Raw genomic sequence first — 25,822 nt, forward strand, 5'->3', positions numbered from 1 at the left:
GGCGGCGGCGGGTGCGCTGAGGAGGTGGCAGGCCACGGAGCCGTCTGAGCCGTCGGCGTCGGCGATGAGCGCAGGGGCGGCGTGGTCGCAGGGTTCGAAGCGGTGCGGGCAGCGCGGGTGGAACGCGCAGCCGGCGGGCGGGGTGCGCAGCCCCGGCGGGGAGCCGGCGATGCCGGTGATCGCGCGGCGCGGGCCGTGCAGCGGGGGGAACGCGCCGCGCAGGGCCGCGGTGTACGGGTGGCGCGGGTCGGTGTAGAGGCGGCGGGCCGGGCCGGTCTCGACGATCTCCCCCGCGTACATCACGGCGATCCGGTCGGCGATCTCGATGAGGAGTGACAGGTCGTGCGTGATGAACACGACGGAGAACCCCAACTCGGCCTTGAGGCGTGCCACTTGGCGAAGTATCTGGCGCTGCATGACGACGTCGACGGCGGTGGTGGGTTCGTCCATGACGACGAGGTCGGGGTCGCAGGCGAGCGCGAGGGCGATGGTGGCGCGCTGGCGCATGCCGCCGGAGAGTTCGTGGGCGTAGGCGCGCAGCCGGTCCGCGGGGATGCCGACCATGGCGAGGAGTTCGGCGGCGCGTTCCTGGGCGGCCCGCTTCGGGAGGTCGCGGTGGCGGCGCAGCACGTCGGTGAACTGGGCGCCGAGGCGCATCACCGGGTTGAGGGCGTTCATCGCGGACTGGAAGACGACGGCGATCCGCTCCCAGCGCAGGGCGTTCAGTTCGCGGTCGGTGAGGCGCAGGAGGTCGACCGGGTCACCGTCGCGGGGGTGCAGGACGACGCTGCCCGCCGTGGTGACCGCGGGCGGTCGTTGCAGCCGGGTCACAGCGGTGACCAGGGTCGATTTTCCGCAGCCGCTCTCGCCGACGATGCCGAGGGTTTCTCCGCGGTGCAGGGTGAGGTCGACGTCTCGTACGGCGTGGACCGGGGTGACCTGGTCGTAGTAGTCGACGGTGAGGTGGTGGACGGTGAGGAGGGGTGTCATCGGGGCCTCGCCTAAGCGCCGTTGCCGGTCAGGGATTCGTTCGCGGGTGCGGGTTCGTCGTGGCCGGTCGCGCAGTTCCCCGCGCCCCTTGAGCAGCTGCCGCTGCCAAGCGGCGGGCACGCCTGCCCGGACGGCGCATGCGGGGATTGGAGATCTCGTCCATGCCGAAGTTGACGAGGCCGGCCGCCAGGCCGACGAGGGCGATGCACGCGCCCGGTGGGACGAACCACCACCAGGCGCCGCGGGAGAGCGCCGAGCCGTTCTGGGCCCAGTAGAGCATCGAGCCCCAGCTGGTGGTGTTGATGTTGCCGAGGCCGATGAAGGAGAGGCCGGCGTCGGCGAACATCGAGCCGACCACCGCGCCGAGGAAGCTGACGGAGATGATCGGCGCGAGGCTGGGGACGATCTCCCGGGTGATCACGCCCCAGCGGCTCTCGCCGGTCATCTCGGCCGCCGTCACGAAGTCCCGGTGGCGCAGCGACAGGGTCTGGGCGCGCTTCTGGCGGGCGCCCCACGGCCAGGCCGTCAGGCCGATGATGAGGGCGACCGCGAGCCAGCCGCCGCGGCCCTGGGCGTAGCTCGCGATGATGATCAGGAGCGGCATGCCGGGGATGACGAGGCTGACGTTGGTGATCGCGGTGAGGAGGGAGTCGGTGCGGCCGCCGAGGTAGCCGCCGGTGACGCCGACCAGGACCGAGAGCACCGTGGTCACCGTGCCGGCCACCAGGCCGACCAGGAGCGAGATCCGGGCGCCGGCCACGACCTGGGCCAGGACGTCCTCGCCCGTGGCCGTCGTGCCGAGCGGATGCGTCCCGGACGGGCCCTGCATCGCGTCGGTCGTGTGGATGTCCGAGGGGGACAGGCCGAGCAGGCCCTCGACGACGTACGGGCCGAACAGGGCCACGGCGACGAAGAGGGCGAGGACGGCGAGTCCGGCCCGCACCTTGCGGTTCTCCGGGAGCCGGAGGCGCGGCGGCGTCATGAGCGGGTCTCCCTCGCGCGCGGGTCGATGAGTCCGTACACGGAGTCGGCGAGGAAGTTCGCGGCCAGTACGGACAGGGACACGTTCAGGAACAGGGCCTGCATCAGCGGGTAGTCGACGTTCGTGACCGCCTGGTAGAGGAGGTAGCCGACGCCCGGGTAGGCGAAGACGATCTCGACGAGGAGCTGTCCGCTGACGACCGTGCCGATGGTCAGCGCGAATCCGGCGACGCTCGGCAGGACCGCGTTGCGGGCCGCGTACTGGAACATCACCCGGCCCTTGGACAGACCCTTGGCACGGGCCAGCAGCACATAGTCCTCGGAGACCGTCGTCACCATCATGTTGCGCATGCCGACCAGCCAGCCGCCGACCGAGGAGAGCACGACGGTGAGGGCGGGCAGGATGCCGTGGCTGACGACGCTGGCGAGGAACGGGCCGTTGAACGACGGCACCAGGTCGCCGTCGTAGCCGCCGCCGAGCGGCAGCCAGCCGAGCTGGGCGCCGAACGCCATGAGGAGGAGCAGCGCCACCCAGAAGTAGGGCAGCGAGCCGAGGAACATCGCGGCGGGCGTGGCGATCGAGTCGAAGCGGGAGCCGACCCGGCTGCCGCAGACGACTCCGGCGGCCGTGCCGAGCACGAAGGCGAGGACGGCGGTGAGGCCGACGAGCCCGATCGTCCAGGGCAGTCCGGTGCGGATCACCTCCCACACCGGGGTCGGGTAGTAGGCGACGGAGATGCCGAAGTCGAAGTGGAGGACCTGGCCGACGTAGGTGGCGTACTGGTCCCACAACGGTTCGCCCGGTTTGCCGAACAGCCGGTAGATGCCGGCCACCTGCTCGGAGGACAGGGCCTGCTTCTGCTGCATCTGCATGACGAGCGCGGACGCCGGGTCGCCGGGCATCAGGCGTGGGATGAGGAAGTTGAGGGTGAGGGCGACCCAGGTGGCGACGGCGTAGAAGCCGAGGCGTCGCAGGAAGTAGCGGGCGGGGCCGAGGCCGACGCGCCGGCCGGTCTTCGCCACCACGGGTGCGGTGGTGGTCGTCACGGCGGTCATTTCCCGTTCGCCGGGCGGAGGTTGAGCAGGATCGACATGGCGTTGGTGGTGCCGGACCAGGGCGCAGGGTTGGCGTACGGATTCTGCTCGTCGGGCCAGCCGGTCCAGTGCTCGCTGTTGTACTCGGCGGAGGCGCCGATGGTGATGAGGGGCGCGGCGGGCACGTCGTCGACCATGACCTTCTGGAGTTCGGCGGAGGTCTTCTTGATGGTGGCCTCGTCGCCGGAGCCCTCCAGGTCGGCGAGGAGCGCGTCGACCTTCTTGCTCTTGTAGTGGCCGTAGTTGCACCACACGCCGGCGTTCTTGGAGGCGAGCATGTCCTGGAAGAAGCTGAAGGGGGTGTTGCCGTAGACGGCGCCGCCGACGACCACGTCGAACTTGGCCTCGCGCCTGCGCTGGTCGACCTGGCCGCTGGGCAGGGCCTGTACGTCGACCTTGACGCCCGCCTTCTTGAGCTGCTCGGCGAGGACCTTGTCGCGCTGGATGGAGTCGCCGAAGTCGGACACCTCGATGATGGTGAAGGACAGCTGCTTGCCGTCCGGCCCGACGAGCCTGCCGCCCTTCTTCTGGTACCCGGACTTCTCGAACTCCTTGTAGGCGGCGGCCGGTTCGGGCTTCGGCTGGTCGGCGTCGGCGTACTGGGCGTCCACCCACTTGCCCTGGGTCTTGGTGTCGAGGCCGGTCAGGTTGAGGTCGTTGAACATGCCGGGGTTGCCGAGCCGGGCGAGTTCGGAGCGGTCGACGGCGAGCGAGAGGCCCTTGCGGACGTGGACGTCGTCGAAGGGCGCCTTGGTGTGGTTGAAGAACATGAACAGGCCGCCGTAGGTGGGGTACCAGGCGTGGTGGTTCTCCGGGTCGGCGCTCACGTACTGCTTCTTCACGTCGGCGATGGCGCCGCCGCTCCACTGGATGTCGCCGCGCAGCAGCTTGCCGATCTCCGAACTGCCTGCGACGACCGGCGCCTTGACGGTCTTCACCGGGACGTCCTTCTGTTTCCAGTAGTCGTCGCGGGCCTCGAAGGTGAGCTGCTGCGCGCTGTACTGCCGCAGCGTGTAGGCGCCCGAGCCGACCGGGTCCAGGTTGGTGTACGTGGCGCCGTTCTTGCCCTTCCAGAGCTTGGCGGGGACCGGGGTGAGGCCGCCGATGACGTTCAGCTTGGAGTAGGCGGGCTTCGCGAAGGTGATCTCGACCGTGTGGGCGTCGACGGCGGTCGCCTTCTTGTACGCGAAGGTGCCCGAGGACGGCTGGAGCTTCTGGTCGCGGATGTAGTCGACGGTGAACACGACGTCGGCGGCGGTGAGCTTCGAGCCGTCGCTCCAGTTGGCGCGCGGGTCGAGGTGCAGAGTGATCTTCTTGCCGCCGTCGGACCAGTCGTACGCGGTGGCGAGCCAGGGGACGAACTTCCCGCCCTGGAGGATGTTGAAGCCGAACAGCGACTCGTACTGGAACCCGAAGGTGCCCTGGGTGGCCTTGAGGGAGAACGGGTTGAAGTTGCGGTTGATGGTGGTGCCGGCGAATCCGAGGTTCACCGTGAGGGAGTCGCTGCCGCCGCCCTTGGACGCGGTGGGGGTCGCGGAGCAGCCGGTGAGGGCGAGGGCCAGGGCGGCGGTGCCGATGAGGACGGAGCGGGTCAGTGGAGTGCGCGGGGTGCCGGACATGGGGGACGGATACCTCCGGTCGACGGTCGACATCGTTGTCGGATCGTGTGACGTGCCAGGTGGGGGGGCGGCGCGGTTCCGGTGGTGCCGGGCGTGGTGCGGGTGCGGGTTCAGGGGGCGGATGCGGTCGAGCCGCGTTCCAGGAGGTGCGGGAGCGCGTCCTCCACGCGCCGGGCCGGGCCCCCGTCCAGCAGGGCGAACAGTTCCTCGGCGGCGCGGCGGCCGAACGCCGTGGTGTCCCGGACGAGCGCGGTGAGCGCGGGGTGCGTGGAGCGGCACAGCACCGAGTCGTCCCAGGCCACGATGGACAGTGCGACCGGTACGGGGATGCCGCGTTCGGCGGCGACGCCGAGGCCCGCGACGGCGAGGACGTCGTTGTCGTAGACGATCGCCGTCGGCGGCGCCGCGGAGTCGAGGACGCGGCGGGTCGTCCTGACGCCCTCCGTGTCGGAGTAGTCGGTGGTGTGGGAGTGGGCCTCGATGCCGCGCCGTTCGGCCTCCGCGCGCAGCGACGCGATCCGGCGGCGGGTGTGGGCGAGTTCGGGCAGGCCCGCGACGTGCGCGATCCGGCGGTGGCCGAGCGCGTCGAGGTGGTCGACGATGCCGGCCATGGCGCCGGCGTCGTCGGCCCACAGGTTGGCGATGCCGGGGTGGCCGGTGCCGTCGTCGCCGGGCGGCAGCGAGCCGATGACGACGGCGGGCAGGCCCAGCTCGTCGAGGAGCGGGGGGCGGGGGTCGTCGGCGCGCGGGTCGACGACGAGGACCCCGTCGACCCGGTGCTCGGCCCACCAGCGCCGGTACGCGTCGCATTCGGCGTCGAGGTCCTCGACGACCTGGAAGAGCAGGCCGAACCGGCGCAGGGAGAGGACTTCCTGGATGCCGGAGACGAGCTGGAGGAAGAACGACTCGACGCCGAGGGTGCTGGCGGGCCGGGCGAGGACGAGCCCGACCGTGGCGGGGCCCTCGCCGGACAGGGCGCGGGCGGCGGCGCTGGGCCGCCAGCCGAGCCGGTCGGCGACCCGGCGGACCCGGGCGCGGGTGGCCTCGGAGACGCCCGGCCGGCCGTTGAGGGCGAACGAGACGGCGCTCTCGGACACGCCGGACTCGTGGGCGATGTCCTTGATGGTGGGGCGTCCGGCCGGAACACGGCGCACGATCTGCCTCCCGCCGAAACGATGCCTGAAGAATGCCGGAACGGTGCCGGCGTGTGCGCTGAAGCGCTTGAGTGCGGAGCACGCTAAAGCGCTATAGCTGGTTCGGCAAGAGGGCGCGTACACAACGATTTACGTCCGGTGACGCCCTGTTGACGTGGCCCTTCGGTGTGGCTCACGCTCTCCCCTGGCTCACCGCATTTCCGAGGAGCAGGAATTCAACGATGCGTTTCGGCGTCAACTACACCCCCTCCCAGGGCTGGTTCCACCACTGGCTCGACTTCGATCTCGACGCGGTCCGCACCGACCTCGACGCGATCGCGGCGCTCGGCGTCGACCACGTGCGGGTGTTCCCGTTGTGGCCGGTGTTCCAGCCCAACCGTTCGCTGATCCGGCCGCGCGCCGTCGAGCACCTGGTGGCCCTCGCGGACGCGGCGGGTGAGCGCGGGCTCGACGTGAACGTCGACGGCTTGCAGGGCCACCTCTCCAGCTTCGACTTCCTGCCCGCGTGGACGCGGACGTGGCACCGGCGCAATCTGTTCACCGATCCCGACGTGGTGGCGGCGCAGGCCGCGTACCTGCGCACGCTCGCGTCGGCGCTCGCCGACCGGCCGAACTTCATCGGGATGACCATCGGCAACGAGATCGCCCAGTTCGCCGCGGGACCCCCGCACCCCGACCCGGACCGCATCTCCCCCGCGCAGGCCGGGAGCTGGCTGGAGCGGGTGCTCGCCGCGTGCGAGGAGGGGGCGCCGGGCCGGCTGCACCTGCACGCCGAGTACGACGCGTCGTGGTACCAGGACGACCAGCCGTTCACCCCGGCGCACGCGGCCCGGCTCGGCGCGCTGACGGCGGTCCACTCGTGGGTGTTCAACGGCACCGCGCAGCGGCACGGCAAGGACGGGCCCGCGACGTACGGGCACGCGGCGTACCTGGTCGAGCTGTCCAAGGCGTGGGCGGCCGAGCCGCACCGGCCGGTGTGGCTGCAGGAGGTCGGGGCGCCGCAGCCGCTGATCCCGGCGGAGCACGCGGACCGGTTCACGGAGGCGACGATCGAGGCGGTGCTCGACTGCCCGGACCTGTGGGGCGTCACCTGGTGGTGTTCGCACGACGTCTCCCGTGACCTGGCGGACTTCCCCGAACTGGAGTACTCGCTGGGCCTGTTGACCAACGACGGCGCGGTGAAGCCGGCCGGCAAGGCCGTCGCCCGGCTGGCCGGGGAGTGGCGCGGCCGGTCGCCCGAGCCCGCCGTGCGCACGACCGCCCTGGTCGTGGACGTCGGCGACGACGACCTGGCGCCGCGCCGCTCGGTGTGCGCGCCGGGCGGCCCGGTCTTCGACGCGTTCGCCGCGCTGGCCGCCGACGGGGTGCGCCCCACGACGGTGCTGGCGAGCCGCGCGGACGACCGCGAGCATCTCGCGGCGCGCGGGATCACCGAGGTCGTCACTCCTGACAACGTTGCCTGAACCCACCTCACCCGTACGGGAGTTGCCCCATGCATGACGACCGTTCCCTGGTCGAGTCCCGGCTGCGCCGCGTCCTCGGCGAACGCGTCAGGCCCGCCGTGTATCCGCGCTCCGTGCCCCTGGAGGTCACGGTGTGGCACGCGCCGGGCGAGCCGGTGCCGGTCGCGGAGGGGCTCGCCGCACCGCACGCGCCGGTGCGGACGGGTGACCGGTGGGGCGCCCCGTGGGGCACGAGCTGGTTCCGGGTGACCGGGGCGGTGCCGGAGGAGTGGGCGGGCGAGACCGTGGAGGCGCTGCTCGACCTGGGCTTCGACGAGAACATGCCGGGATTCCAGTGCGAGGGCCTCGTGTACCGCCCGGACGGCTCACCGGTGAAGGGCCTCAACCCGCGCAACCAGTGGGTGCGCGTCGCGGACCGCGCCACCGGCGGCGAGCACGTCGACCTGCACGTCGAGGCGGCGTCGAACCCGGTGATCCTCGACTACCACCCCTTCCGGCCCACGCCCCTGGGGGACGTCGGGACGGCCGGGGACACCCCCCAGTACACGCTCGCGCGGATGGAGCTCGCGGTCTTCGACCGGACGGTGTGGGAGCTGGTGCACGACCTGGAGGTGCTCGGCGAGCTGATGGCGGAGCTGCCGGTCGAGTCGGCGCGCCGCTGGGACGTGCTGCGCGCGGTGGAGCGGGCGCTGGACGCGCTGGACCTCCAGGACGTGAACGGCACGGCGCGGGCGGCCAGGACCGAGCTGGTCGACGTGCTGTCCGCGCCGGCGTCGCCGTCGGCGCACCGGATCAGTGCGGTGGGGCACGCGCACATCGACTCGGCGTGGCTGTGGCCGCTGCGCGAGACGGTCCGCAAGGTCGCGCGGACGGCCGCGAACATGACGCAGCTCCTTGACGACGAGCCGGAGTTCGTGTTCGCGATGTCGCAGGCCCAGCAGCTCGCCTGGATCAAGGAGCACCGGCCCGAGGTGTACGCGCGGGTGAAGAAGGCCGTGGCCGAAGGACGGTTCGTGCCGACGGGCGGCATGTGGGTGGAGTCGGACACGAACATGCCGGGCTCGGAGGCGATGGCCCGTCAGTTCGTGCACGGCAAGCGGTTCTTCCTGGAGGAGTTCGGCGTCGAGAACGACGAGGTGTGGCTGCCGGACACCTTCGGGTTCGCGGCGGGCCTGCCCCAGATCATCAAGGCGGCGGGCGCCAAGTGGCTGCTGACGCAGAAGATCTCGTGGTCGCAGACGAACACGTTCCCGCACCACACCTTCCACTGGGAGGGCGTCGACGGCACCCGGATCCTCACGCACTTCCCGCCCGTCGACACCTACAACTGCGCGATGCAGGGCAGCGAACTCGCCCACGCGGCACGCAACTTCAAGGAGAAGGGGCGGGCGAGCCACTCGCTGGCGCCGACCGGGTTCGGTGACGGCGGGGGCGGCACGACGCGCGAGATGGTCGCGAAGGCGGCCCGGCTCCGGTCCCTGGAGGGCTCCCCCACGGTCGACTGGGAGCCGCCCGCCGCGTTCTTCGCGAAGGCCGAGGCCGAGTATCCCGACCCGCCGGTCTGGGTCGGCGAGCTGTACCTGGAGCTGCACCGGGCGACGCTGACGAGCCAGGCGCAGACGAAGCAGGGCAACCGGCGCAGCGAGCACCTGCTGTACGAGGCGGAGCTGTGGGCGGCGACGGCCGCGGTGCGGACCGGGTTCCCCTATCCGTACGAGGAGTTGGACCGGCTGTGGAAGACGGTGCTGCTGCACCAGTTCCACGACATCCTGCCGGGTTCGTCGATCGCCTGGGTGCACCGGGAGGCGCGGGCCACGTATGCGCGGGTGGCCGCGGAGCTGGAGGCCGTCATCGGGGCGGCGCAGCGGGCGCTCGCGGGCGAGGGGACGCGGCCGCTGACCTTCAACGCGGCGCCGCACGCGCGCTCCGGCGTCCCGGCGCTCGGCGCGGACACGCCATCGGTACCGGCACCGGACGGCGGCACGCGGGTGACGGCGCGGCCCGGCGGCGGGTTCCTGCTGGACAACGGGCTGCTGCAGGTGGAGGTCGACGGGCGCGGTCTGCTGGTCTCCGTGTACGACGTCGCGGCGGAGCGGGAGACGGTCCCGGCGGGCGCGCCCGGCAATCTGCTCCAGCTGCACCCGGACTTCCCCAACCAGTGGGACGCCTGGGACGTGGACCGCTTCTACCGCAACACGGGCACGGACCTGACGGACGTGGCCGAACTCGTCCCGGACGGCGACACGGGCATCCGGATCAGCCGCTCGTTCTCCGCCTCCCGGGTCGTCCAGGTCCTCTCCCTCGCGCCGGGCGCCCGCCGCGTCGACATCGCGACGGAGGTCGACTGGCACGAGACGGAGAAGTTCCTGAAGCTGGCGTTCCCGCTGGACGTGCACGCCGAGCGGTACGCGTCGGAGACCCAGTTCGGTCACGTCCACCGGCCGACGCACACCAACACCTCGTGGGACGCCGCCAAGTTCGAGGCGTGCAACCACCGCTTCGTGCACGTCGCCGAGCCCGGTTTCGGTGTCGCGCTGGTCAACGACTCGACGTACGGGCACGACGTGACGCGGACCTCGGACACCACCACGGTCCGGGTGTCGCTGCTGCGGGCGCCGCGCTTCCCCGATCCGGAGACCGACCAGGGCGTGCACCGCTTCCGGCACGCGCTGGTGCCGGGGGCCTCGGTCGGTGACGCGGTGCGCGAGGGCGCGGCGATCAATCTGCCCGCGCGCACGGTGCACGGCGCGGCGTCCGTGGCGCCGCTCGTCACGGTCGACCACGACGCGGTCGCGGTCAGCGCGGTGAAGCTGGCCGACGACGGGTCGGGCGACGTCGTCGTGCGGCTGTACGAGGCGCGCGGCGGACGGGCGAAGGCGCGTGTGACGCCCGGGTTCGCGGTGTCCGGGGTGGTCCGCACCGATCTCCTGGAACGCCCTGTGGAGGAGGGCGACTTGACCCTCTCGCTGAAGCCGTTCGAGTTGGTGACGCTGCGCCTGAGCCGGGCCGCCGAGCGGTGACCGGCCGGCCGTTCATGCACGGCTACGACGCGGCGGCCCTCAAGGGCTGGTCGCCGCGGACGGACCGCTGGGCCCGGTACTTCCGCTCCCGGGTGCCGCTCGCGCCCCGCATCGGGCCGTTCCCCGCGACGCAGGCCCGCCCCGGGCTCACGTACGACGCACGGGTGATGAACCTGTGCAACGACTACGACGGCGCGTTCTGGACGGCCCGCAGGCGGGACGACGTGTTCGCGCGGCGGCTGCTGCGCTTCTGGCAGTACAGCGACTTCCTCGGCTCGTGGCACGGCCTCCCGGTGGACGGCTCTCCCGCCGACGAGCCCGTGCACGGCCTGGTCAACCTCCCCAACCCGGCCTACACGGACGCCGCGCACCGCAACGGCGTACGGAGCCTGGGGTGCTGGTTCTGGCCGCGGACCGGGGACTTCGAGGAGTACCTGGAGGAGCGGCCCGACGGTTCGTTCCCGGTGGCGGACAAGCTGGTCGAGATGGCCGCGTACTTCGGGTTCGACGGCTACTTCGTCAACCACGAGGCGGCGACGCCGCCGGACCAGGCCCGCCGTCTGCTGCGGCTGCTGCGGTACCTGCGCTCCCGTGCCCCCGGGGACTTCCACGTCCAGTGGTACGACACGATCGGCCCCGACGGGCGGCTCGACTACCGCAACGGCCTCGACGGCACGAACGCCGACTGGCTCGAACACGGCGCCGCGGACAGCTTCTTCGCCAACTACTGGATGACCGAGGAGGGCGTCGAACGCTCCCGTACGACCGCTGTCGCCCGGGGACTCGACCCGTACGCGACGGTGTTCCACGGCACGGAGAACGAGCAGTTCGGCTTCGACCCCGAGTACGACCCGCGGCTCGTCTTCCCCGAGGGCGGTCCGGCGCGGACGAGCTGGGCGCTGTTCGGCTCGCACTTCGTGTGGGAGCTGCATCCCGGGCACGCCGATCCCGACGACCAGGAGGCGGTGTTCCGCCGGGAGCGCCAGTACTGGTCTGGTCCGCGGCAGGACCCGAGCCGCACCGGCCGGCTGCTCCCGCACGCGCGCGAGCACCGCGACCGGGACGATCCGCGGGCCTGGGACGGCGTGGCGCACTACGTCGCCGAGCGCTCGGTGGTCGGCGCGTTCCCGTTCGTGACGCGCTTCAACACCGGGCACGGGCGGGCGTTCTTCCTGGCCGGGCGGCGCGTCCACGACGGGGACTGGTGCGACGCGTCGGTCCAGGACGTGCTGCCGACCTGGCAGTTCTGGACGGAGGGCACGGGGTCGGTGACCGTCGGTCTCGACCACGGGGACGCGTACGACGGCGGGGCGTCGCTGCTCCTCTCCGGCGCGCTCGGGCCGGGTGACGCGACGACGGTGCGGCTCTACAAGACGGAGTTGCGGGTGACCGGGGGCGAGCGGCTCGCGGTGACGGCGCGCGGGGTCGGTGCGGCGGAGCTGGCGGTCGGGCTGCTGTTCGCGGACGCGCCGGGGGACGTGGTGTGGCTGGCGGCGGAGCCGTCGGACGGCTGGCGCACCACGGCCCACGGGCTCGGTCCGTTCCGCGGCCGGACCGTCGCCGCGCTGGCCCTGCGGGTCGGGGCGCGGCGGGCGGCGCGGTGCGCGGTCCGGGTGGGTGAGCTGGCCCTGCTCCCCGGCGGTCCGGCCGTACCGCCCGCGGTGCCCGAGGCGTTCGCGGTCGACGCGGTGGATCCGGACGACGGCACGGCGTTCCTGTCGTGGCGGCTCGCGACGAGCGGCGTGTGGCACTACGACCTGCTCGGCGACGACGGGCGGTGGCTGGGGCGGGCGTACGACGACGTGTACTGCCTGCCGGGGTGCGCGCCGGCGACCGGGGCGGTGGGGGTGCGGCTCGTGGCGGTGGCCCCGGACGGGACGCGCGGGGCGGCCGCCCGGGTCACGGTGTTGCGCCCCTGACTGATGAGAAAGTCAGCATCACAATTACCTCTCTCACCTGCTGGTTGTGCACATCCGTGTTGAGTTCTGCTCAACACATGGTTAGGGTCGTGCCCCATGGAATCCGATGCCGCATCCAGCGCCGACACCGCCGCACGCGTCCGTGAGGTCATCGCGGCCGCGGGTGTCAGCCAGCGCGAGTTCGCGCGCCGCATCGTCATGGATCCGTCCAAGCTGTCCCGCTCGCTGAGCGGCACCCGGCGCTTCACCGCGGCGGAGCTGGCCCGGATCGCCGACGAGGGGCGCGTGGACGTGGGCCGGCTGCTCGGTGCGCGCCCCCGAGAGGCGGCGCCGGCCACGGCCGTGCCGGTGGCGGGCGGCCGGCCGTCGCAGATCGTCCGCGAGACGGTCCGCCTCATCGCCGAGCACGGGTTCCACGCGGTGCGGGTCGCGGACATCGCGCACGCCTGCGCCACCAGTACTGCAGCGATCCACTACCACTTCCCCGGCCGCGCCGAGCTCCTCGAAGCCGCCGTGCGCTGGTGCATGGACGAGGACACCGCACGCCGCGCCGCCCGGCTCGCCGAGGCGGACGACGCGGCGGCCGAGCTGCGCCAGCTCGTCGAGCTGCAGACCCCGCGCACCGACCAGCAGCGCCGCCAGTGGGCGGTCTGGCTCGACCTGTGGGCGGAGGCGGCCCGCTCCACGACGGTCGGCCGGCTGCACACCGAGTACTACCGGCAGTGGCGGGAGACCGTCGCCGACGTCGTCCGCAGAGGGGTGGCGCAGGGCGTGTTCCGCCCGGACGCCGACCCCGAGGCGGCGGCGCTCACGCTCACCGCGCTCATCGACGGCCTGGCCACGCAGGTCCTGGCGTCGCCCGGTCCCGAAGGGCCGGAAGCGATGCACGCGGCACTGACCGCCCACGTCCGGGCCACGATCCTGGCCCAATAGCCCCACGTCACGGGGCTCCATCCCGAACCACGCCCCTCGATCGCCCGACGGACTCAATCCTGGGAGGCCCCCACATGCCCGTCACCGAGAACGTCATCGTCACCTGCGCCCTCACCGGCGCGGGCGACACCGTCCGCAAGAGTCCGCACGTGCCGGTCACCCCGGAGCAGATAGCCAGGAACGCGGTCGAGGCCGCCGAAGCGGGCGCCGCCGTGGTCCACATCCACGTGCGCGACCCGGAGACCGGCGCCCCGTCGCGCGACCCGAAGCTGTACCGCGAGGTCGTCGAACGCATCAAGGAGACCGGCACCGACGTCGTCATCAACCTGACCGCGGGCATGGGCGGCGACCTGGTCGTCGACCCGGACCGGCCGCTGGAGGGGTTCCCGCTCCCCGGCTCGGACCTCGTCGGCGGACTCGACCGGCTCCCCCACGTCGAGGAGCTGCTCCCCGACATCTGCACCCTCGACTGCGGCTCCCTCAACTTCGGGGACGGCTCGAACCTCTACGTCTCCACGCCCGACATGCTCCGCGCGGGTGCCCGGCGCATCCAGGAGCTGGGCGTACGGCCCGAGCTGGAGTGCTTCGACACGGGCCACGTGTGGTTCGCGAAGCAGCTGCTCGCCGAAGGTCTGCTCGACGACCCGTCGGTGTTCCAGCTGTGCATGGGCATCCCGTGGGGCGCGCCCGCCGACCCGGGCGTGCTCCAGTCCATGGTCACCATGCTGCCGGACGGCGCCCGTTGGGCGAGCTTCGCGATCGGCCGGATGCAGATGCCGTGGGTCGCCCAGTCGATCCTGCTCGGCGGGCACGTCCGGGTCGGCCTGGAGGACAACCTGTACCTCGGCAAGGGCGACAAGGCCACCAACGCCCGGCTCGTCGAGCGGGCCGTGACCCTCACCGAGTCGATGGGCGCGCGCGTCGCGACCCCGGACGAAGCCCGCGAGATCCTCGGCCTCAGGAAGGCGAACCGCTGATGACCACCCCCTCCCCCACGGCCCCCGAGCACGTCCGCCGGGTCGCCTGCGTCGGCGCCGGAGTCATCGGCGGCGGCTGGGTCGCCCACTTCCTGGCCCGCGGCTACGACGTGACGGCCTGGGACCCGGCGCCCGACGCCGAGCAGCGGCTGCGGCGCCTGGTCGACGCGGCCTGGCCCGCGCTCACCGGGCTCGGCCTCGCCGAGGGCGCGTCCCCCGACCGGCTCACCGTCACCGACACCCTCGAACAGGCCGTCGCCGACGCCGAGTTCGTGCAGGAGAGCGCGCCGGAGAAGCTCGGCCTGAAGCGCGACCTGCTGACCCGTATCGACGCGGCGACGCCGCCCGGCGTGGTCATCGCGTCGTCCACGTCCGGCTATCCGATGACGGACATGCAGACGACGGCCGCGACCCCCGGTCGCCTGGTGGTCGGCCACCCGTTCAACCCGCCGTACCTGATCCCGCTCGTCGAGGTCGTCGGCGGCGACCGCACCGACGACGCGGCGGTCGCCTGGGCGTCCCGCTTCTACGAGGTGGCGGGCAAGTCGGTCATCACCATGAACCGCGAGGTGCCCGGCTTCATCGCGAACCGGCTCCAGGAAGCCCTGTGGCGCGAGGCGTTGCACATGGTCGCCAACGGCGAGGCCACGGTGCGGGAGATCGACGAATCGATCACCGAGGGCCCCGGCCTGCGCTGGGCGTTCATGGGGCCGATGCTGACGTTCGCGCTGGCCGGCGGCGAGGGCGGCATGGCGCACATGCTGGACCACTTCGGGCCGTCCCTGAAGTCGCCGTGGACCCGACTCGAAGCACCCGAGCTCGACAAGGAGTTGTACGACGCCGTGGTCGCGGGCTGCGACGAGGCGGCGGCCGGCCGCTCCATCGCCGAGCTGGTGGCCGAGCGCGACCGGGGCGTCATCGACGTGTTGCGCGCGACGGGCCGGCTCCCCGGTGCGGAGGGCGCCCGATGACGACGCTGCCGCTGCTGCACCGCACGGTCCGCCCCGAGTGGATCGACTACAACGGCCACATGAGCGAGGCCTTCTACGTCCTCGCGTTCGGCCACGCCACGGACGCCCTGATGATCGAGACGGGCCTGCACTCCGGCTACCGCGAGGAGACGGGCTGCTCCCTCTACACGGTCGAGTCGCACATCCGCTATCTGCGGGACGTCCCCGAGGGCGCCCATCTCGCCATCCGCACGCGGATGGTGGGGGCCGCGGCGAAGAAGGCACGGTTCACGCACGAGATGTACGTGGTGGCGGACGACGCGGCGGACCCGGCGCCGGACGCGGAGCCGGTGGCGACCACCGAGCTGCTCGCGGTCCACGTCGACCAGCAGGCGGGCCGGGCGGCGCCGTTCCCGGACGGGATCCGCGCCCGGTTCACCGAGCTCACGGAACCGGCGCCCGCGTGGGCGGGCCGCTCGATCGCCCCCGTGGCCTGACCGGCCCGGACGTGACGTCCGGGCCCTCCCGCTGTCGGGTCGGCCGGGTCAGAGGCCCACGTCCCTGTCGCAGATGTCGCGCAGCGACTCCCTGCGGACCAGCAGCCGCGCGCTGCCCGCCCGCACCGCCACCACCGGCGGCCGGCCCACCATGTTGTAGCCGGACGCCATGGACAGGTGGTAGGCCCCGGCCACCGGGACCGCGAGGAGGTCGCCGGGGCGCAGATCGCCCGGCAGGGGGACGTCGGCGGCCAGCACGTCGCCCGCCTCGCAGTGCCGGCCCACCACCGTCATCGCGCGCGGCGCCGCCGCGGAGGCGCGGCCGACCAGCCGGGGGGCGTAGCGGACGCCGTACAGGGCGGGGCGCGGGTTGTCGCTCATGCCGCCGTCCACGGCGACGTACGCGTGCTGCCCGGACTGTTTGACGGTCAGGACGCGGTAGAGGGCGATGCCTGCGGGTCCGGCGACGGCGCGGCCCGGTTCGACGAGGAGGCGGGGCACGGGCAGGTGGGCCGCGGCGCAGCTCTCGATCAGTTCCGCACGCATCCGGCGGGCGAGCCCGGTGATGTCGAGGGCCTGGTCGCCGGGGCGGTAGGCGATGCCGTGGCCGCCGCCGAGGTCGAGTTCCGGCAGCACGACCCCGTGCGCGTCGCGCACCCGTGCCATCAGGCCGACCATGCGGCGCACGGCGGAGAGGTAGGGCTTGGGCGTGGTGATCTGGGAGCCCAAGTGGCAGTGCAGTCCCGTCAGTTCGAGCTGCGGCTGGTCCAGGACGCGGGCGATGGCGTGCTGGGCGTAGCCGTCGGTGAGGGAGAGGCCGAACTTCTGGTCGTCGGTCCCGGTGCGGATCTTGTCGTGGCCGCCCGCGCTGATCCCTGGGACGACCCGGATCATCACCTTCTGGTGGCCGTCGGTGCCGACGGCGGCGGCGAGCCGGGCGATCTCGGAGGGGCTGTCGATGACGATGCGGCCGACGCCGAGCCGCAGCGCCGCCCGGATGTCCTGCGGGGACTTGGCGTTTCCGTGCAGCACGATCCGGTCCGCGGGGAAGCCCGCGGTGACGGCGAGTTCGAGCTCGCCCGCGGAGCAGACGTCCAGGCCGAGCGCCTCCTCGTCGACCCAGCGCACCATGGCCCGGCACAGGAACGCCTTGGCCGCGTACAGGACGTGGGCCTCGGGGAACGCGTCGCGGTACATCCGGCAGCGGTCGCGGACCTCGTCCTCGTCGAGCACGTAGGCGGGGGTCTGGAAGCGTTCGGCGATCTCGGCGAGGGGGACGCCGCCGACCGTGAGGTCGCCGTCGGGGGCCGGGGCCGTGGAGGCGGGCCACACCGACAGGTCCTCCGGCTCCTCGGTGAGGGGCGCGCCGATGGGGTGCAGGGTCGTCATCGGGCCGCCACCTCCGGGGCCGGGCGGACGAGGGCGGGGTCGACGGCGACGGCCGTCACGCCGAGGGGTTCGGTGAGGGAGCGCAGGGCGGGTTCGGCGAGCCTGATCCAGGCCTGGCCGCCGCCCAGGGTGGCGGTGAGCCGGCGGGCGCTGGTGAAGCCGACGGCAGTGCGGCCGCCGTACGGGGTGCGCAGCAGCAGCGCGGCGCAGCCCGCGGGTCCCGGCCGGACGGGAACGAAGAGGGTGGCGTGTCCGGCCGGGCCGGGTTCGCAGGGTTCGGGGTCGTCGGCGCAGGCGTGGTCTGCCATGGGTTCCTCCTGGAGGATCCTCGGTCGGGTGGTTCCGCCACCGACGTTATGCCCGCTCCCCCGCCCGGATCGCCCTGTCATGACGTCACGTTGACGCCGGACCCGAAGGCCCTGACGCCGCGCTGACACGGCGGTGTCCGTCAGCCGACGATCAGTCGATGACCTTGATCTTCTTCATGGTGGGCTGGGAGACGACGCGGGCGACCCCGGGCAGCCCGATCACCTTCCCGGTCTGGAACGCCTCGTAGGCGTTGTGGTCGGCGACCAGCACGCGCAGCAGGTAGTCGGGGCGTCCGAAGAGCCGGCGGAACTCGACGACCTCCTCGTACCCGGCGATCACCTCTTCGAGGTCGGCGAGGGTCTTCAGGTCGCTGACGGAGACCTCGATGAAGACCATCACCTCCAGGCCGCCGCCGAGCGCCTCGTGGTCGACGGTCGCCCGGTAGCCGGTGATGATCCCGGCCTCCTCCAGGCGCCGGACGCGGCGCAGGCAGGGCGGCGGCGAGAGGCCGACGCGGCGGGCGAGTTCGACGTTGGTCAGCCGGCCGTCGGCGCGGAGGTGACGCAGAATGTCGCGATCAAGGGCATCCAGTTGCGGATCATTGCGTGCGGGGCGTCTGCTGGGACACATTCCGCAACCATATGAGGCGCGTTCCGGCCTAGCGTTGTGCCCATGCGAATGACCTGGTCGAAGGGTGCCGCGGGGGTGGTGACCGCCGTGCGGGACGTCGGGGCGGTCGGGCTCGGCGCGTTCCCGATGGGGATGGCGTTCGGGGTGCTGGTGGTGCACTCGGGGCTCGCCTGGTGGTGGGCGAGCCTGTTCTCCGGGCTGATCTACGCCGGTTCGCTGGAGTTCCTGCTGCTGTCCCTGGTGCTGGTGGCGGCGCCGCTGACGACCGTCGCGGCGACGGCCTTCTTCGTCAACGTCCGGCACGTCTTCTACGCGTTGTCGTTCCCGCTGGACCGGATCACGGGCCGCGCCGGGAAGGCGTACGGGACGTTCGCGCTGTCGGACGAGGCGTGGGTGGTCACCACCCGTACCGGGGCGGCGAGTTGGGCGGGGCGGCGGATCCTGGGGGCGCAGGGCGTCGTGCACGGGTACTGGGCGGGTGGCGCGACGCTCGGGGCGCTGGCCGGCGGCTTGGTGCCCGCCGGGCTCGGCGGTCTGGACTTCGCGGTGACGGCGCTGTTCGTGGCGCTGGCGCTCGACGCGCTGCGGGCGCGGCCCGAACTGTTCACACCGCTCCTGGCCCTCGGCTGCGCCCTGTTCGCCCGCTTCGTCGTCCCCGGTCAACTCCTGCTGGTCGCCTTCGCGTTGTTCACCGCGGGACTGCTGCTGCGCCACGCCTGGAGGGTCCGTGCCTGACGCCCCGTACCTGCTGTCCGCGGTGGGCGTGGCCGCCGCGGTGACCTGGGCGCTGCGCGCCCTGCCGTTCGCGGTGCTCGCCCCGCTGCGCTCCAGCCCCGCGGTGGCGTACCTCAACTCCCACATGCCGGTGGGGGTGTTGACGATCCTCTCGGTCTACGCGCTGCGCGACGTCACGCCCCGCGTGCCCGGCCGGGTGTGGCCGACCGTGCTCGCCCTCGCGGTCACGGTCGGCCTGCACCTGTGGCGGCGCAATCTGCTGCTGTCCGTGCTCGGCGGCACGGCGGCCCATGTGGCCCTGGTCGGCACGGTGTTCACCGGCTGACCGGGCCGTGCGCGCGGGATCAGTACGGGCGGTCGCCCGCGATGGCGACGCGCTCGGCGACCCGCCGGGCGTCGCCGTAGTCGGCCACGGCGTAGTGCTGGGTGGCCCGGTTGTCCCAGAACGCGACGTCACCGGCCTGCCAGCGGAACCGCACCTGGAACTCGGGGACGTGCGCCTGCTGGAACAGCAGGCGCAGCAGCCGGTCGCTCTCGCCCTGCTCCATGCCGAGGATGCGGGTGGTGAACGACGCGTTGACGAAGAGCATGCGGCGCCCGGTCGCCGGGTGCCGCCGCACCACGGGATGGGTCACGGGCGGGAACGACTCCTGCCACCGGGCGAGGCGTTCGGGGCCGTAGAAGCGGCGGAACCCGGGCAGGAAGTCGTGCTCGGCGACGGCTCCGTCGATGCGCTCCGTCACCCACCGCGGCAGGTTGTCGTACGCGGCCGCCATGTCGGCCCACAGGGTGTCGCCGCCGAACGGCGGGACCTCGCGCAGCTGCAACACCGCGCCCATGGCGGGGCGTTCGCGGAAGGTGACGTCCGTGTGCCAGACGTTCTCGAAGCTGGGCGTCCCGCCGGCGCTCTTGTCGAACCGTACGACCTCGTCGCTGTCGCCCCGCTCCAGGAGCGGATTGGTCTCCAACTCGCCCCAGTTGCGGGCGAACGCGCGCTGCCGCTCGGCGGTGAGGTGCTGGCCGCGGAAGAACAGCACCTTCCACTCCAGCAGGGCCCGGTCGAGTTCGGCGCGCAGCCGCGGGGACAGCGGGCGGGCGAGATCGATCCCGCGGATCTCGGCGCCGATGGTCGCCGCCTGCGGGACCACGTGGAACAGTTCGTAGGGCTGCTCCTGCCAGTCGTCGGGGGTGCGGCGCAGCACGCGCCGCCCCTCGTAGAGGCCGTCGTCGGGGATGCGGGCGGGACGCAGCGGCGTCGTCGGCGGGACGTCGGTCACGGTCATGGACACACTCCGGGGCGCGAGGGGACGGGGCGGCGTCGCCCGTCCCGGGAAACGGGAAGGTGCGGGCGGGAGTTGGGGCGTGACCCCGTACGGGGGTGGACCTGTGCGCGGGACGTCGGGGCGGGGCGCGAGGCCCTACCGGTGGCCCGGGTGGCGTACGGAACCGTACGGGGAGAGACGGCGAGGGACGGGAGGCGTCCGCTACAAGCCGCTGCGTGCGCACCCACATCGGTCCGGCACGGGGGCCGCTCCGAGGGCGTGGGCGCGATGGGTGAACATGCCCTCATCCTGCGCCCGGACTGATCATCGGGTCAAGCCCGCACCCGCCCACCACGCGCGAAGGCCGCCCCCGCGACGGTGCGGGGACGGCCTGGGAGCCTGCGGAGCCGGTGGGTCAGACCGCCGGGACCGGAGCGGGGTAGGTCGGGTACTCGACGCCCGACACGTGCTGGACGACGCGGATGACCTGGCACGAGTAGCCGAACTCGTTGTCGTACCAGAGGTAGAGGATCGCGTTGTCGCCGTCGACCTTGGTGGCGCCCGCGTCGACGATCGAGGCGTGCCGGGAGCCGAGGAAGTCGCTGGAGACCGCGTCGGGCGAGTCCGTGAAGTCGATCTGGCGGCGCAGCGGCGAGTTCAGCGAGACGTCGCGCAGGTGGTCGAGGACCTCCTCGCGGCTGGCCTCACGGCCCAGGCGCAGGCTCAGGATCGCGATGGAGACGTCCGGGACGGGGACGCGGATCGAGCTGCCGGTGATCGGCGCCTTGAGGTCCGGCAGCGCCTTGGCGACGGCGGAGGCGGCACCGGTCTCGGTGATGACCATGTTGAGCGGCGCGGAGCGGCCGCGGCGGTCGGCCTTGTGGTAGTTGTCCAGCAGGTTCTGGTCGTTGGTGAACGAGTGGACGGTCTCCACGTGACCCCGCAGCACACCGTACTCGTCGGCCATCGCCTTGAGCGGCGGCACGATCGCGTTCGTGGTGCAGGACGCGCAGGACAGGATCTGCTCGTCCGGCTTGATCGTGTCGTGGTTGACGCCGTGCACGATGTTCGGCACGTCGCCCTTGCCGGGCGCGGTGAGGACGACCTTGTCGATGCCGGGGCGCAGGTGCTGCGAAAGGCCCTCGCGGTCCCGCCACTTGCCGGTGTTGTCGATCAGGATCGCGTCGTTGATGCCGTACGCGGTGTAGTCGATCTCCGACGGGTCGTTCGCGTAGATCACCTTGATGGCGTTGCCGTTGGCGACGATGGTGTTGTTCGCCTCGTCGACGGTGATCGTGCCCTGGAACGGGCCGTGGATGGAGTCGCGGCGCAGCAGCGAGGCCCGCTTCACCAGGTCCTGCTCGCCGCCCCCGCGGACGACCATCGCGCGCAGCCGCAGGCCGTTGCCGGAGCCCGCCTTCTCGATGAGCAGCCGGGCGACGAGACGGCCGATGCGGCCGAAGCCGTACAGGACGACGTCCCGGCCCGCGCCGGCCTCGATCTCGCCGGCGCCGACGGCACCCGCGACGGCCTCGGCGGTGAACTCCTCGACGGACAGACCGCGTTCGTCGCTGCGGTACGTCGCGGCGAGCATGCCGATGTCGATCTGGGAGGGCCCGAGGTCGAGCGTGGCGAGAGCCCGCAGGAACGGCATCGTCTCGGTGACCGAGAGCTCCTCGCCGGCGATCTGGCGGGCGAATCGGTGGGTCTTGAGAATGCTGACCACCGACTTGTTCACCAAGGAGCGGCTGTGCAGCAGGACGTTCACGTCCCGCTCGCGGTGCAGCTTCCCGATGATCGGGATCATCGACTCCGCGGTCTCCTCGCGGTGCTTCCAATTGGTGAACGAGTCGTCATTGACAGTCACAGTTGCATCTTTCGAGCTAGGCGGCGCTCATATGCTAACCCGCCCGCTCAGTGGTTCACCGGCCGCCCCTGGTCAGCGCGGCGCGAACGCCCCGCCGTCCCCGAAGGCGAGCGCGGCGAACCGCTCGCCGATCCGGCGGTGGGTGGCCGCGTCCGGGTGCAGCGCGTCGGGCAGCGGCAGCTCCGCGTGGTCGGCCTCGCCGTACAGTTCGCGGCCGTCGAGGTAGTGCAGGTGCGGGTCGTCGGCGGCACGCTGGGCGACGATGCGGGCCAGCTCGTCCCGGATGACGCCCAGGGCGAGCTTCCCCTGCGCGCGCTCGGCGGGGTCGCCCGTCGCCCGGAAGGTGATCCGCCCGGTGGCCAGGGACCGGGTGTCGGGGGCGCCGGGGCCCGGGGTCTCCTCGTGGATGGGACAGAGGATCGGCGACACGACGAGCAGCGGGGCGGTGGGGTGGCCCTCGCGGAGGGTGTCGAGGAAGCCGTGCACGGCGGGCGTGAAGGCGCGCATCCGCATCAGGTCGTAGTTGACGATGTTGATGCCGATCTTGACGCTGATCAGGTCGGCGGGGGTGTCCCGCATGGCGCGCGCCGTGAACGGGTCGAGCAGGGCGCTGCCGCCGAGCCCGAGGTTGATCAGTTCGGCGCCGCCCGCCGCGGCGGCGAGCGCGGGCCAGGTGGTGGTGGGGCTCGCGGCGTCGGAGCCGTGGCTGATGGAGCTGCCGTGGTGCAGCCAGACCGGGCGGCCGGGGTGCCGGGCGGGTTCGACCGGGGCGTCGGTGCGCAGGGCGACGAGCTCGGTGGTCTCCTGGTGCGGCAGCCAGATCTCGACGTCCTTCACGGCGTCGGACAGGCCGTCGAACCGGACCGTCCCGGGCTGCCCCGGGAGCCGTTCGAAGGTCCCGGCGGCCATGTCGATGGTCAGCGTGTGCCCGCCGGGCACGCTGCCCCGCCCGGCGAGCCGGCCGTCGACGAGCAGGTCGTACACGCCGTCGGGGCGCGGCGGCGCACCGACGTAGACGCGCTTGGTCGGCAGCGCGTCCAGCTCGACGGTGGTGGCGCGGGTGCGGAACACGACGCGCACGCCGGACGGCTGGGACTCGGCCATGGCCAGCTGCCCGTCGACGTTCTGGGCGCGGGCCCTGGCCGGCAGCCGGTGCGGCAGCAGGCCGTGCTCGGTGCGCTCGACGTCGAGGGCGCCGCGCAGGAGGTCCTCGGTGAGCGGGGTGGTGATCAGGACGTTCGGGTCGTGCACGGGGTTCATGGCCTCAACCTGTCGATCAAGTACGGGGGCGGAAGGTCCTACGGGGTCATGCCTCCGGCGCGGGCCAGTTGCGCAGGAGCGCGTCGAGCGCGTCGAGGGTGCGGGTCCAGGTGACGTCCGAGTCGGGCGCGCTGTGGCTGAACCCGCCGCCCATTTCGAGGCTGACGTAGCCGTGGAAGACGCTGCCGAGCAGCCGGACGGCATGCGTCTGGTCCGGTTCGGTGAGGTCGTAGCCGCGCAGCACCGCCCGGGTCATCTGGGCGTGCCGGGCGCCGTCGCTGGCGGCGGCCGCCTCCGGGTCGAGGCGGAACTGGGCGGCCGCGTACCGGCCGGGGTGCTCGCGGGCGTAGTCGCGGTAGACGTTTGCCAGGGCGGTCAGGGCGTCCTTGCCGGCCCGTCCGGCGAGCACGTCCGCGGCCCGGTCGGCGAGTTCGCGCAGGGCGAGCAGGGCGATCCGGGTCTTCAGGTCGTGCGAGTTCCGCACGTGCGAGTAGAGGCTCGCGACCTTGACGTCGAACCGCCGGGCCAGGGCCGAGACCGTGACCTGCTCGAAGCCCACCTCGTCGGCGAGCTCCGCACCGGCCTGCGCCAGCCGCTCCGCGTTGAGCCCCACACGTACCATGACCATCCTCCCTGTAGACCACGTCCATTATGCATTTGCCTAAAACCTTTAGGCAAATTAGCCTCGCTCTTATGAACCCACTGACCGAGCAAGAGATCCGCGCCGCGTTCGTGAACTGCTCCAAGGGGGAGGCCAAGCGCCTGAACATCCCGCACGACCTGGCCGACCGCCCCTGGTCCGACCTGGACTTCTTCGGCTGGCGCGATCCACAGGCGCCGGATCGCGCCTATCTCGTGGCCGAGCTGGACGGCCGGATCCAGGCGCTCGCGCTGCGCAACTCCCCCAGCGGGTCGTGGCAGACCCGCCGCAGCATGTGCTCGCTGTGCGTGACCACGCACACCGGCGGCGTCTCCCTGCTGGTCGCGCCGAAGGCGGGCAAGGCGGGGAAGCAGGGCAACTCGGTGGGGGCGTACATCTGCAGCGACCTGGCCTGCTCGCTGTACGTGCGCGGCAAGAAGGACGCCGGCATCGGCGGACGCCCGCACGAGACCCTCACCGTGGAGGAGAAGATCGAGCGCACGATGGCGAACCTGAGCGCGTTCGTCGCGAAGGTCGTCGCGTAGCCCGCACCACGGGGCCGAGCCTCCATCACCACCTTGACCGGTAACTCCGAACCGTGCCACGATCGTCACCAGTTGAACCTGTGACGCGACGGACCGAAGCGGGCGAGGTGGGTGGCCGGATGACCGGGGCAGGAGACGGAGCGACGGGCGGGGCGGCGGGCGGCGCACGGCACATCGAGGCGATCGTGTGCGACGTCCTCGGCACGATGGTGGACGAGCCGGGCGGGCTGCGCGCGGCCGTCCGGGAGGCGGTCCCCGGCGCCGACGCGGCGACGCGGGACCTGCTGCTCAGCGTGTGGCAGGACCACATCGAGCAGGAGCAGCTCCGTATCGGGCACAAGGAGCGGCCCTACGCGAACAGCGAGGTCCTCGACCGCGAGGCCGCGCGCCGCGTGGCGGACCGCGCCGGGCTCACCGACCCGGCGGCCGTCGAGCGGCTGGCCGGTGCGGGCCGCAGGCTGAGCCCCTGGCCCGACTCCGTCACCGGACTGGCCCGCCTCGCCCGGCACGTCCCGGTCCTCGGTCTGTCCAACGCCTCCCGCACGACGCTGCTCCGGCTGAACGCGTACGCCGGACTCCGCTGGCACCAGGCCCTGTCCGCCGAGGACGCCCGCGCGTACAAGCCCGCCGCCGAGGTCTACCGGCTCGCGCTCGACGCGGCGGGATGCCCGCCGGAGCGGGTCCTGATGGTCGCCGCCCACGCCTGGGACCTGCGCGGCGCACAGGCGGTGGGCATGCGGACCGCGTACGTCCGGCGCCCGGTCGGGGACCCGCCGGTGGGCACCGACTCCTTCGACCTGCACGCCGACGGCCTGGACCACCTGGCCGAACTCGTCGAGCGGGCCGAGCGGTTGGACGCCCCGGCCTGAACGGACCTCACCCCCGGCCCCCGTCAGGAACCGGTGTCGCGGTTCGTCCTGAGCGCGTCCGAATCGGCGAGCTCGTCGAAGAGCAGCGCGGCGTCGCCGGTCTGCCCCGTGCGGTAGGCGACGCGGGCTACCAGGTGCGCGGCGACGGGGCTGGTCAGCAGCTGGAAGAAGACGACGAGGGCCAGGGTGCCCAGGTCGACCCAGGAGCGCAGGCGCAGCGCGACCCCCGCGGTGAGCAGCAGGATGCCCAGGGTCTGCGGGTTGGTGGCGGCGCTGCTGCGGGTCAGCACGTCGGGCAGCCGCAGCAGTCCGATGACGCCGCTCAGACAGACCAGGGCGCCGACGAGCAGCAGGGCGGCCCCGGCCAGATCGGTGACGTGGTGCCACGTGGTCACGGGCCCTCCTCGGGGGTGGGTCCGGGCCCGGCAGTGGACTGGGCGGTGGGCTCCGCGGGCGTCGCCGGGCGGTCGCGCACGGCGATGAAGCGGGCGATGCCGACCGAGCTGGTGAAGCCGAGGAAGGCGATCACGAGCATGATCGACAGGTAGTAGCGGGTCCGGGTGGAGGCCGCCTGTACACCGATGCCGGCCACCATCAGGGCGGCCGCGACATCGACGGCCACGGCGCGGTCGAGCATGGAGGGGCCGCGCCAGACGCGGACCAGCAGCAGCGCGCCCGCGAGCAGGATCACCGCGAGGGCGAGGTCGAGCAGGACGGT

General features: G+C 72.6%; 25 protein-coding genes. 11 read left to right on the forward strand and 14 right to left on the reverse strand.

The features are described from left to right. The 5 genes from M4J07_RS33380 to M4J07_RS33400 form a co-directional block, all read right to left on the reverse strand. A partial coding sequence (locus tag M4J07_RS33380; protein ID WP_255978041.1) for an ABC transporter ATP-binding protein occupies window positions 1-990 on the reverse strand: 990 nt, incomplete at its 3' end. A 28-nt stretch (window positions 991-1,018) separates the two neighbouring features. Then, on the reverse strand, window positions 1,019-1,972 hold the full coding sequence (locus M4J07_RS33385; protein WP_255978043.1) for an ABC transporter permease: 954 nt from the start codon (window positions 1,970-1,972) through the stop codon (window positions 1,019-1,021). Then, window positions 1,969-3,027 carry an ABC transporter permease gene (locus M4J07_RS33390; RefSeq protein ID WP_374215128.1) on the reverse strand — a complete coding sequence of 353 codons (1,059 nt, stop codon included), beginning with the start codon at window positions 3,025-3,027 and terminating at the stop codon, window positions 1,969-1,971. Before M4J07_RS33390 ends, M4J07_RS33385 begins: the two co-directional genes overlap by 4 nt. Beyond that, entirely contained in the window at window positions 3,024-4,685 is a 1,662-nt protein-coding gene (locus M4J07_RS33395) for an ABC transporter substrate-binding protein (RefSeq protein WP_255978045.1), read from the reverse strand. Before M4J07_RS33395 ends, M4J07_RS33390 begins: the two co-directional genes overlap by 4 nt. 110 nt (window positions 4,686-4,795) lie before the next feature. Next, entirely contained in the window at window positions 4,796-5,839 is a 1,044-nt protein-coding gene (locus M4J07_RS33400) for a LacI family DNA-binding transcriptional regulator (protein ID WP_255978047.1), read from the reverse strand. Window positions 5,840-6,060: 221 nt separating this feature from the next. On the opposite strand from M4J07_RS33400, the gene M4J07_RS33405 reads away from it, so the two are divergent. From M4J07_RS33405 to M4J07_RS33435, 7 genes are all read left to right on the forward strand, one after another. Then, window positions 6,061-7,302 (forward strand): glycoside hydrolase 5 family protein, encoded by a 1,242-nt coding sequence (locus M4J07_RS33405; RefSeq protein ID WP_255978049.1) that lies wholly within the window; start codon window positions 6,061-6,063, stop codon window positions 7,300-7,302. A gap of 29 nt (window positions 7,303-7,331) precedes the next feature. Continuing rightward, complete coding sequence (locus M4J07_RS33410) at window positions 7,332-10,322, forward strand: alpha-mannosidase (RefSeq protein ID WP_255978051.1); 2,991 nt, start codon at window positions 7,332-7,334, stop codon at window positions 10,320-10,322. Beyond that, a complete protein-coding gene (locus M4J07_RS33415) occupies window positions 10,319-12,241 on the forward strand; it encodes an endo-beta-N-acetylglucosaminidase (RefSeq protein ID WP_255978053.1) in 1,923 nt (640 codons plus the stop codon). The genes M4J07_RS33410 and M4J07_RS33415 overlap by 4 nt, the downstream gene beginning before the upstream one ends. Window positions 12,242-12,337: 96 nt before the next feature. Then, entirely contained in the window at window positions 12,338-13,174 is an 837-nt protein-coding gene (locus M4J07_RS33420; protein ID WP_255978055.1) for a TetR/AcrR family transcriptional regulator, read from the forward strand. A 74-nt stretch (window positions 13,175-13,248) separates the two neighbouring features. Then, window positions 13,249-14,151: a 3-keto-5-aminohexanoate cleavage protein gene (locus M4J07_RS33425; RefSeq protein ID WP_255978057.1), complete on the forward strand. Its 903-nt coding sequence runs from the start codon at window positions 13,249-13,251 to the stop codon at window positions 14,149-14,151. Continuing rightward, complete coding sequence (locus M4J07_RS33430; RefSeq protein ID WP_255978059.1) at window positions 14,151-15,122, forward strand: 3-hydroxyacyl-CoA dehydrogenase NAD-binding domain-containing protein; 972 nt, start codon at window positions 14,151-14,153, stop codon at window positions 15,120-15,122. The genes M4J07_RS33425 and M4J07_RS33430 overlap by 1 nt, the downstream gene beginning before the upstream one ends. Then, the gene (locus M4J07_RS33435; RefSeq protein WP_255978061.1) at window positions 15,119-15,598 is read left to right on the forward strand and encodes a thioesterase family protein; all 480 of its coding nucleotides are present in this window, start codon (window positions 15,119-15,121) and stop codon (window positions 15,596-15,598) included. Before M4J07_RS33430 ends, M4J07_RS33435 begins: the two co-directional genes overlap by 4 nt. Before the next feature lie 48 nt (window positions 15,599-15,646). Here the strand turns inward: M4J07_RS33435 and lysA are convergent, their stop codons facing one another. From lysA to M4J07_RS33450, 3 genes are all read right to left on the reverse strand, one after another. Then, window positions 15,647-16,987, reverse strand: coding sequence for a diaminopimelate decarboxylase (gene lysA, locus M4J07_RS33440; protein ID WP_255978063.1), 1,341 nt, complete (start codon window positions 16,985-16,987; stop codon window positions 15,647-15,649). After that, window positions 16,984-17,295 carry an SAV_915 family protein gene (locus M4J07_RS33445; RefSeq protein ID WP_255978065.1) on the reverse strand — a complete coding sequence of 104 codons (312 nt, stop codon included), beginning with the start codon at window positions 17,293-17,295 and terminating at the stop codon, window positions 16,984-16,986. Before M4J07_RS33445 ends, lysA begins: the two co-directional genes overlap by 4 nt. A gap of 151 nt (window positions 17,296-17,446) precedes the next feature. Beyond that, window positions 17,447-17,926, reverse strand: coding sequence for an Lrp/AsnC family transcriptional regulator (locus M4J07_RS33450; protein ID WP_255978067.1), 480 nt, complete (start codon window positions 17,924-17,926; stop codon window positions 17,447-17,449). 42 nt (window positions 17,927-17,968) lie between these two features. Between M4J07_RS33450 and M4J07_RS33455 the strand changes: the two genes are divergently transcribed. Together M4J07_RS33455 and M4J07_RS33460 are read left to right on the forward strand one after the other, a co-directional pair. Next, window positions 17,969-18,661 (forward strand): AzlC family ABC transporter permease, encoded by a 693-nt coding sequence (locus M4J07_RS33455; protein ID WP_374215129.1) that lies wholly within the window; start codon window positions 17,969-17,971, stop codon window positions 18,659-18,661. Next, entirely contained in the window at window positions 18,654-18,986 is a 333-nt protein-coding gene (locus M4J07_RS33460; protein ID WP_255978069.1) for a branched-chain amino acid transporter permease, read from the forward strand. The genes M4J07_RS33455 and M4J07_RS33460 overlap by 8 nt, the downstream gene beginning before the upstream one ends. Window positions 18,987-19,005: 19 nt before the next feature. On the opposite strand, the gene M4J07_RS33465 is transcribed toward M4J07_RS33460, so the two are convergent. From M4J07_RS33465 to M4J07_RS33480, 4 genes are all read right to left on the reverse strand, one after another. After that, entirely contained in the window at window positions 19,006-19,944 is a 939-nt protein-coding gene (locus M4J07_RS33465) for a TauD/TfdA dioxygenase family protein (protein ID WP_255978071.1), read from the reverse strand. Between the two features lie 394 nt (window positions 19,945-20,338). Continuing rightward, the gene (locus M4J07_RS33470; RefSeq protein ID WP_255978073.1) at window positions 20,339-21,790 is read right to left on the reverse strand and encodes a glyceraldehyde-3-phosphate dehydrogenase; all 1,452 of its coding nucleotides are present in this window, start codon (window positions 21,788-21,790) and stop codon (window positions 20,339-20,341) included. A 72-nt stretch (window positions 21,791-21,862) separates the two neighbouring features. Continuing rightward, window positions 21,863-23,050 (reverse strand): GDSL-type esterase/lipase family protein, encoded by a 1,188-nt coding sequence (locus M4J07_RS33475; protein WP_255978075.1) that lies wholly within the window; start codon window positions 23,048-23,050, stop codon window positions 21,863-21,865. Between the two features lie 46 nt (window positions 23,051-23,096). Beyond that, entirely contained in the window at window positions 23,097-23,672 is a 576-nt protein-coding gene (locus M4J07_RS33480; protein ID WP_255978077.1) for a TetR/AcrR family transcriptional regulator, read from the reverse strand. A gap of 71 nt (window positions 23,673-23,743) precedes the next feature. On the opposite strand from M4J07_RS33480, the gene M4J07_RS33485 reads away from it, so the two are divergent. Beyond that, window positions 23,744-24,235 carry an FBP domain-containing protein gene (locus M4J07_RS33485; RefSeq protein ID WP_255978079.1) on the forward strand — a complete coding sequence of 164 codons (492 nt, stop codon included), beginning with the start codon at window positions 23,744-23,746 and terminating at the stop codon, window positions 24,233-24,235. 119 nt (window positions 24,236-24,354) lie between these two features. After that, the gene (locus M4J07_RS33490) at window positions 24,355-25,104 is read left to right on the forward strand and encodes a haloacid dehalogenase type II (protein ID WP_255978081.1); all 750 of its coding nucleotides are present in this window, start codon (window positions 24,355-24,357) and stop codon (window positions 25,102-25,104) included. Window positions 25,105-25,127: 23 nt separating this feature from the next. Here M4J07_RS33490 and mnhG read toward each other — a convergent pair whose 3' ends face one another. Continuing rightward, window positions 25,128-25,499, reverse strand: a complete 372-nt coding sequence (mnhG, locus tag M4J07_RS33495; RefSeq protein WP_255978083.1) for a monovalent cation/H(+) antiporter subunit G — start codon at window positions 25,497-25,499, stop codon at window positions 25,128-25,130. Then, window positions 25,496-25,816: a monovalent cation/H+ antiporter complex subunit F gene (locus M4J07_RS33500; RefSeq protein WP_255978088.1), complete on the reverse strand. Its 321-nt coding sequence runs from the start codon at window positions 25,814-25,816 to the stop codon at window positions 25,496-25,498. The genes mnhG and M4J07_RS33500 overlap by 4 nt, the downstream gene beginning before the upstream one ends. Window positions 25,817-25,822 lie beyond the last annotated feature (6 nt).

Source organism: Streptomyces longispororuber (genome assembly GCF_024448165.1).
GTDB classification, from domain to species: Bacteria; Actinomycetota; Actinomycetes; order Streptomycetales; family Streptomycetaceae; genus Streptomyces; species Streptomyces longispororuber_A.

Excerpts from the sequence above, each read along its gene's own strand:
- M4J07_RS33385 (WP_255978043.1), bottom strand. The coding sequence starts at position 1,972 with ATGACGCCGCCGCGCCTCCGGCTCCCGGAGAACCGCAAGGTGCGGGCC.
- M4J07_RS33395 (WP_255978045.1), bottom strand. The coding sequence starts at position 4,685 with ATGTCCGGCACCCCGCGCACTCCACTGACCCGCTCCGTCCTCATCGGC.
- M4J07_RS33425 (WP_255978057.1), top strand. The coding sequence starts at position 13,249 with ATGCCCGTCACCGAGAACGTCATCGTCACCTGCGCCCTCACCGGCGCG.
- M4J07_RS33485 (WP_255978079.1), top strand. The coding sequence starts at position 23,744 with ATGAACCCACTGACCGAGCAAGAGATCCGCGCCGCGTTCGTGAACTGC.
- M4J07_RS33435 (WP_255978061.1), top strand. The coding sequence starts at position 15,119 with ATGACGACGCTGCCGCTGCTGCACCGCACGGTCCGCCCCGAGTGGATC.
- M4J07_RS33410 (WP_255978051.1), top strand. The coding sequence starts at position 7,332 with ATGCATGACGACCGTTCCCTGGTCGAGTCCCGGCTGCGCCGCGTCCTC.
- M4J07_RS33445 (WP_255978065.1), bottom strand. The coding sequence starts at position 17,295 with ATGGCAGACCACGCCTGCGCCGACGACCCCGAACCCTGCGAACCCGGC.
- M4J07_RS33490 (WP_255978081.1), top strand. The coding sequence starts at position 24,355 with ATGACCGGGGCAGGAGACGGAGCGACGGGCGGGGCGGCGGGCGGCGCA.
- M4J07_RS33390 (WP_374215128.1), bottom strand. The coding sequence starts at position 3,027 with ATGACCGCCGTGACGACCACCACCGCACCCGTGGTGGCGAAGACCGGC.
- lysA (WP_255978063.1), bottom strand. The coding sequence starts at position 16,987 with ATGACGACCCTGCACCCCATCGGCGCGCCCCTCACCGAGGAGCCGGAG.
- M4J07_RS33465 (WP_255978071.1), bottom strand. The coding sequence starts at position 19,944 with ATGACCGTGACCGACGTCCCGCCGACGACGCCGCTGCGTCCCGCCCGC.
- M4J07_RS33405 (WP_255978049.1), top strand. The coding sequence starts at position 6,061 with ATGCGTTTCGGCGTCAACTACACCCCCTCCCAGGGCTGGTTCCACCAC.
- M4J07_RS33430 (WP_255978059.1), top strand. The coding sequence starts at position 14,151 with ATGACCACCCCCTCCCCCACGGCCCCCGAGCACGTCCGCCGGGTCGCC.
- M4J07_RS33450 (WP_255978067.1), bottom strand. The coding sequence starts at position 17,926 with ATGTGTCCCAGCAGACGCCCCGCACGCAATGATCCGCAACTGGATGCC.
- M4J07_RS33475 (WP_255978075.1), bottom strand. The coding sequence starts at position 23,050 with ATGAACCCCGTGCACGACCCGAACGTCCTGATCACCACCCCGCTCACC.
- M4J07_RS33480 (WP_255978077.1), bottom strand. The coding sequence starts at position 23,672 with ATGGTACGTGTGGGGCTCAACGCGGAGCGGCTGGCGCAGGCCGGTGCG.
- M4J07_RS33420 (WP_255978055.1), top strand. The coding sequence starts at position 12,338 with ATGGAATCCGATGCCGCATCCAGCGCCGACACCGCCGCACGCGTCCGT.
- M4J07_RS33455 (WP_374215129.1), top strand. The coding sequence starts at position 17,969 with ATGCGAATGACCTGGTCGAAGGGTGCCGCGGGGGTGGTGACCGCCGTG.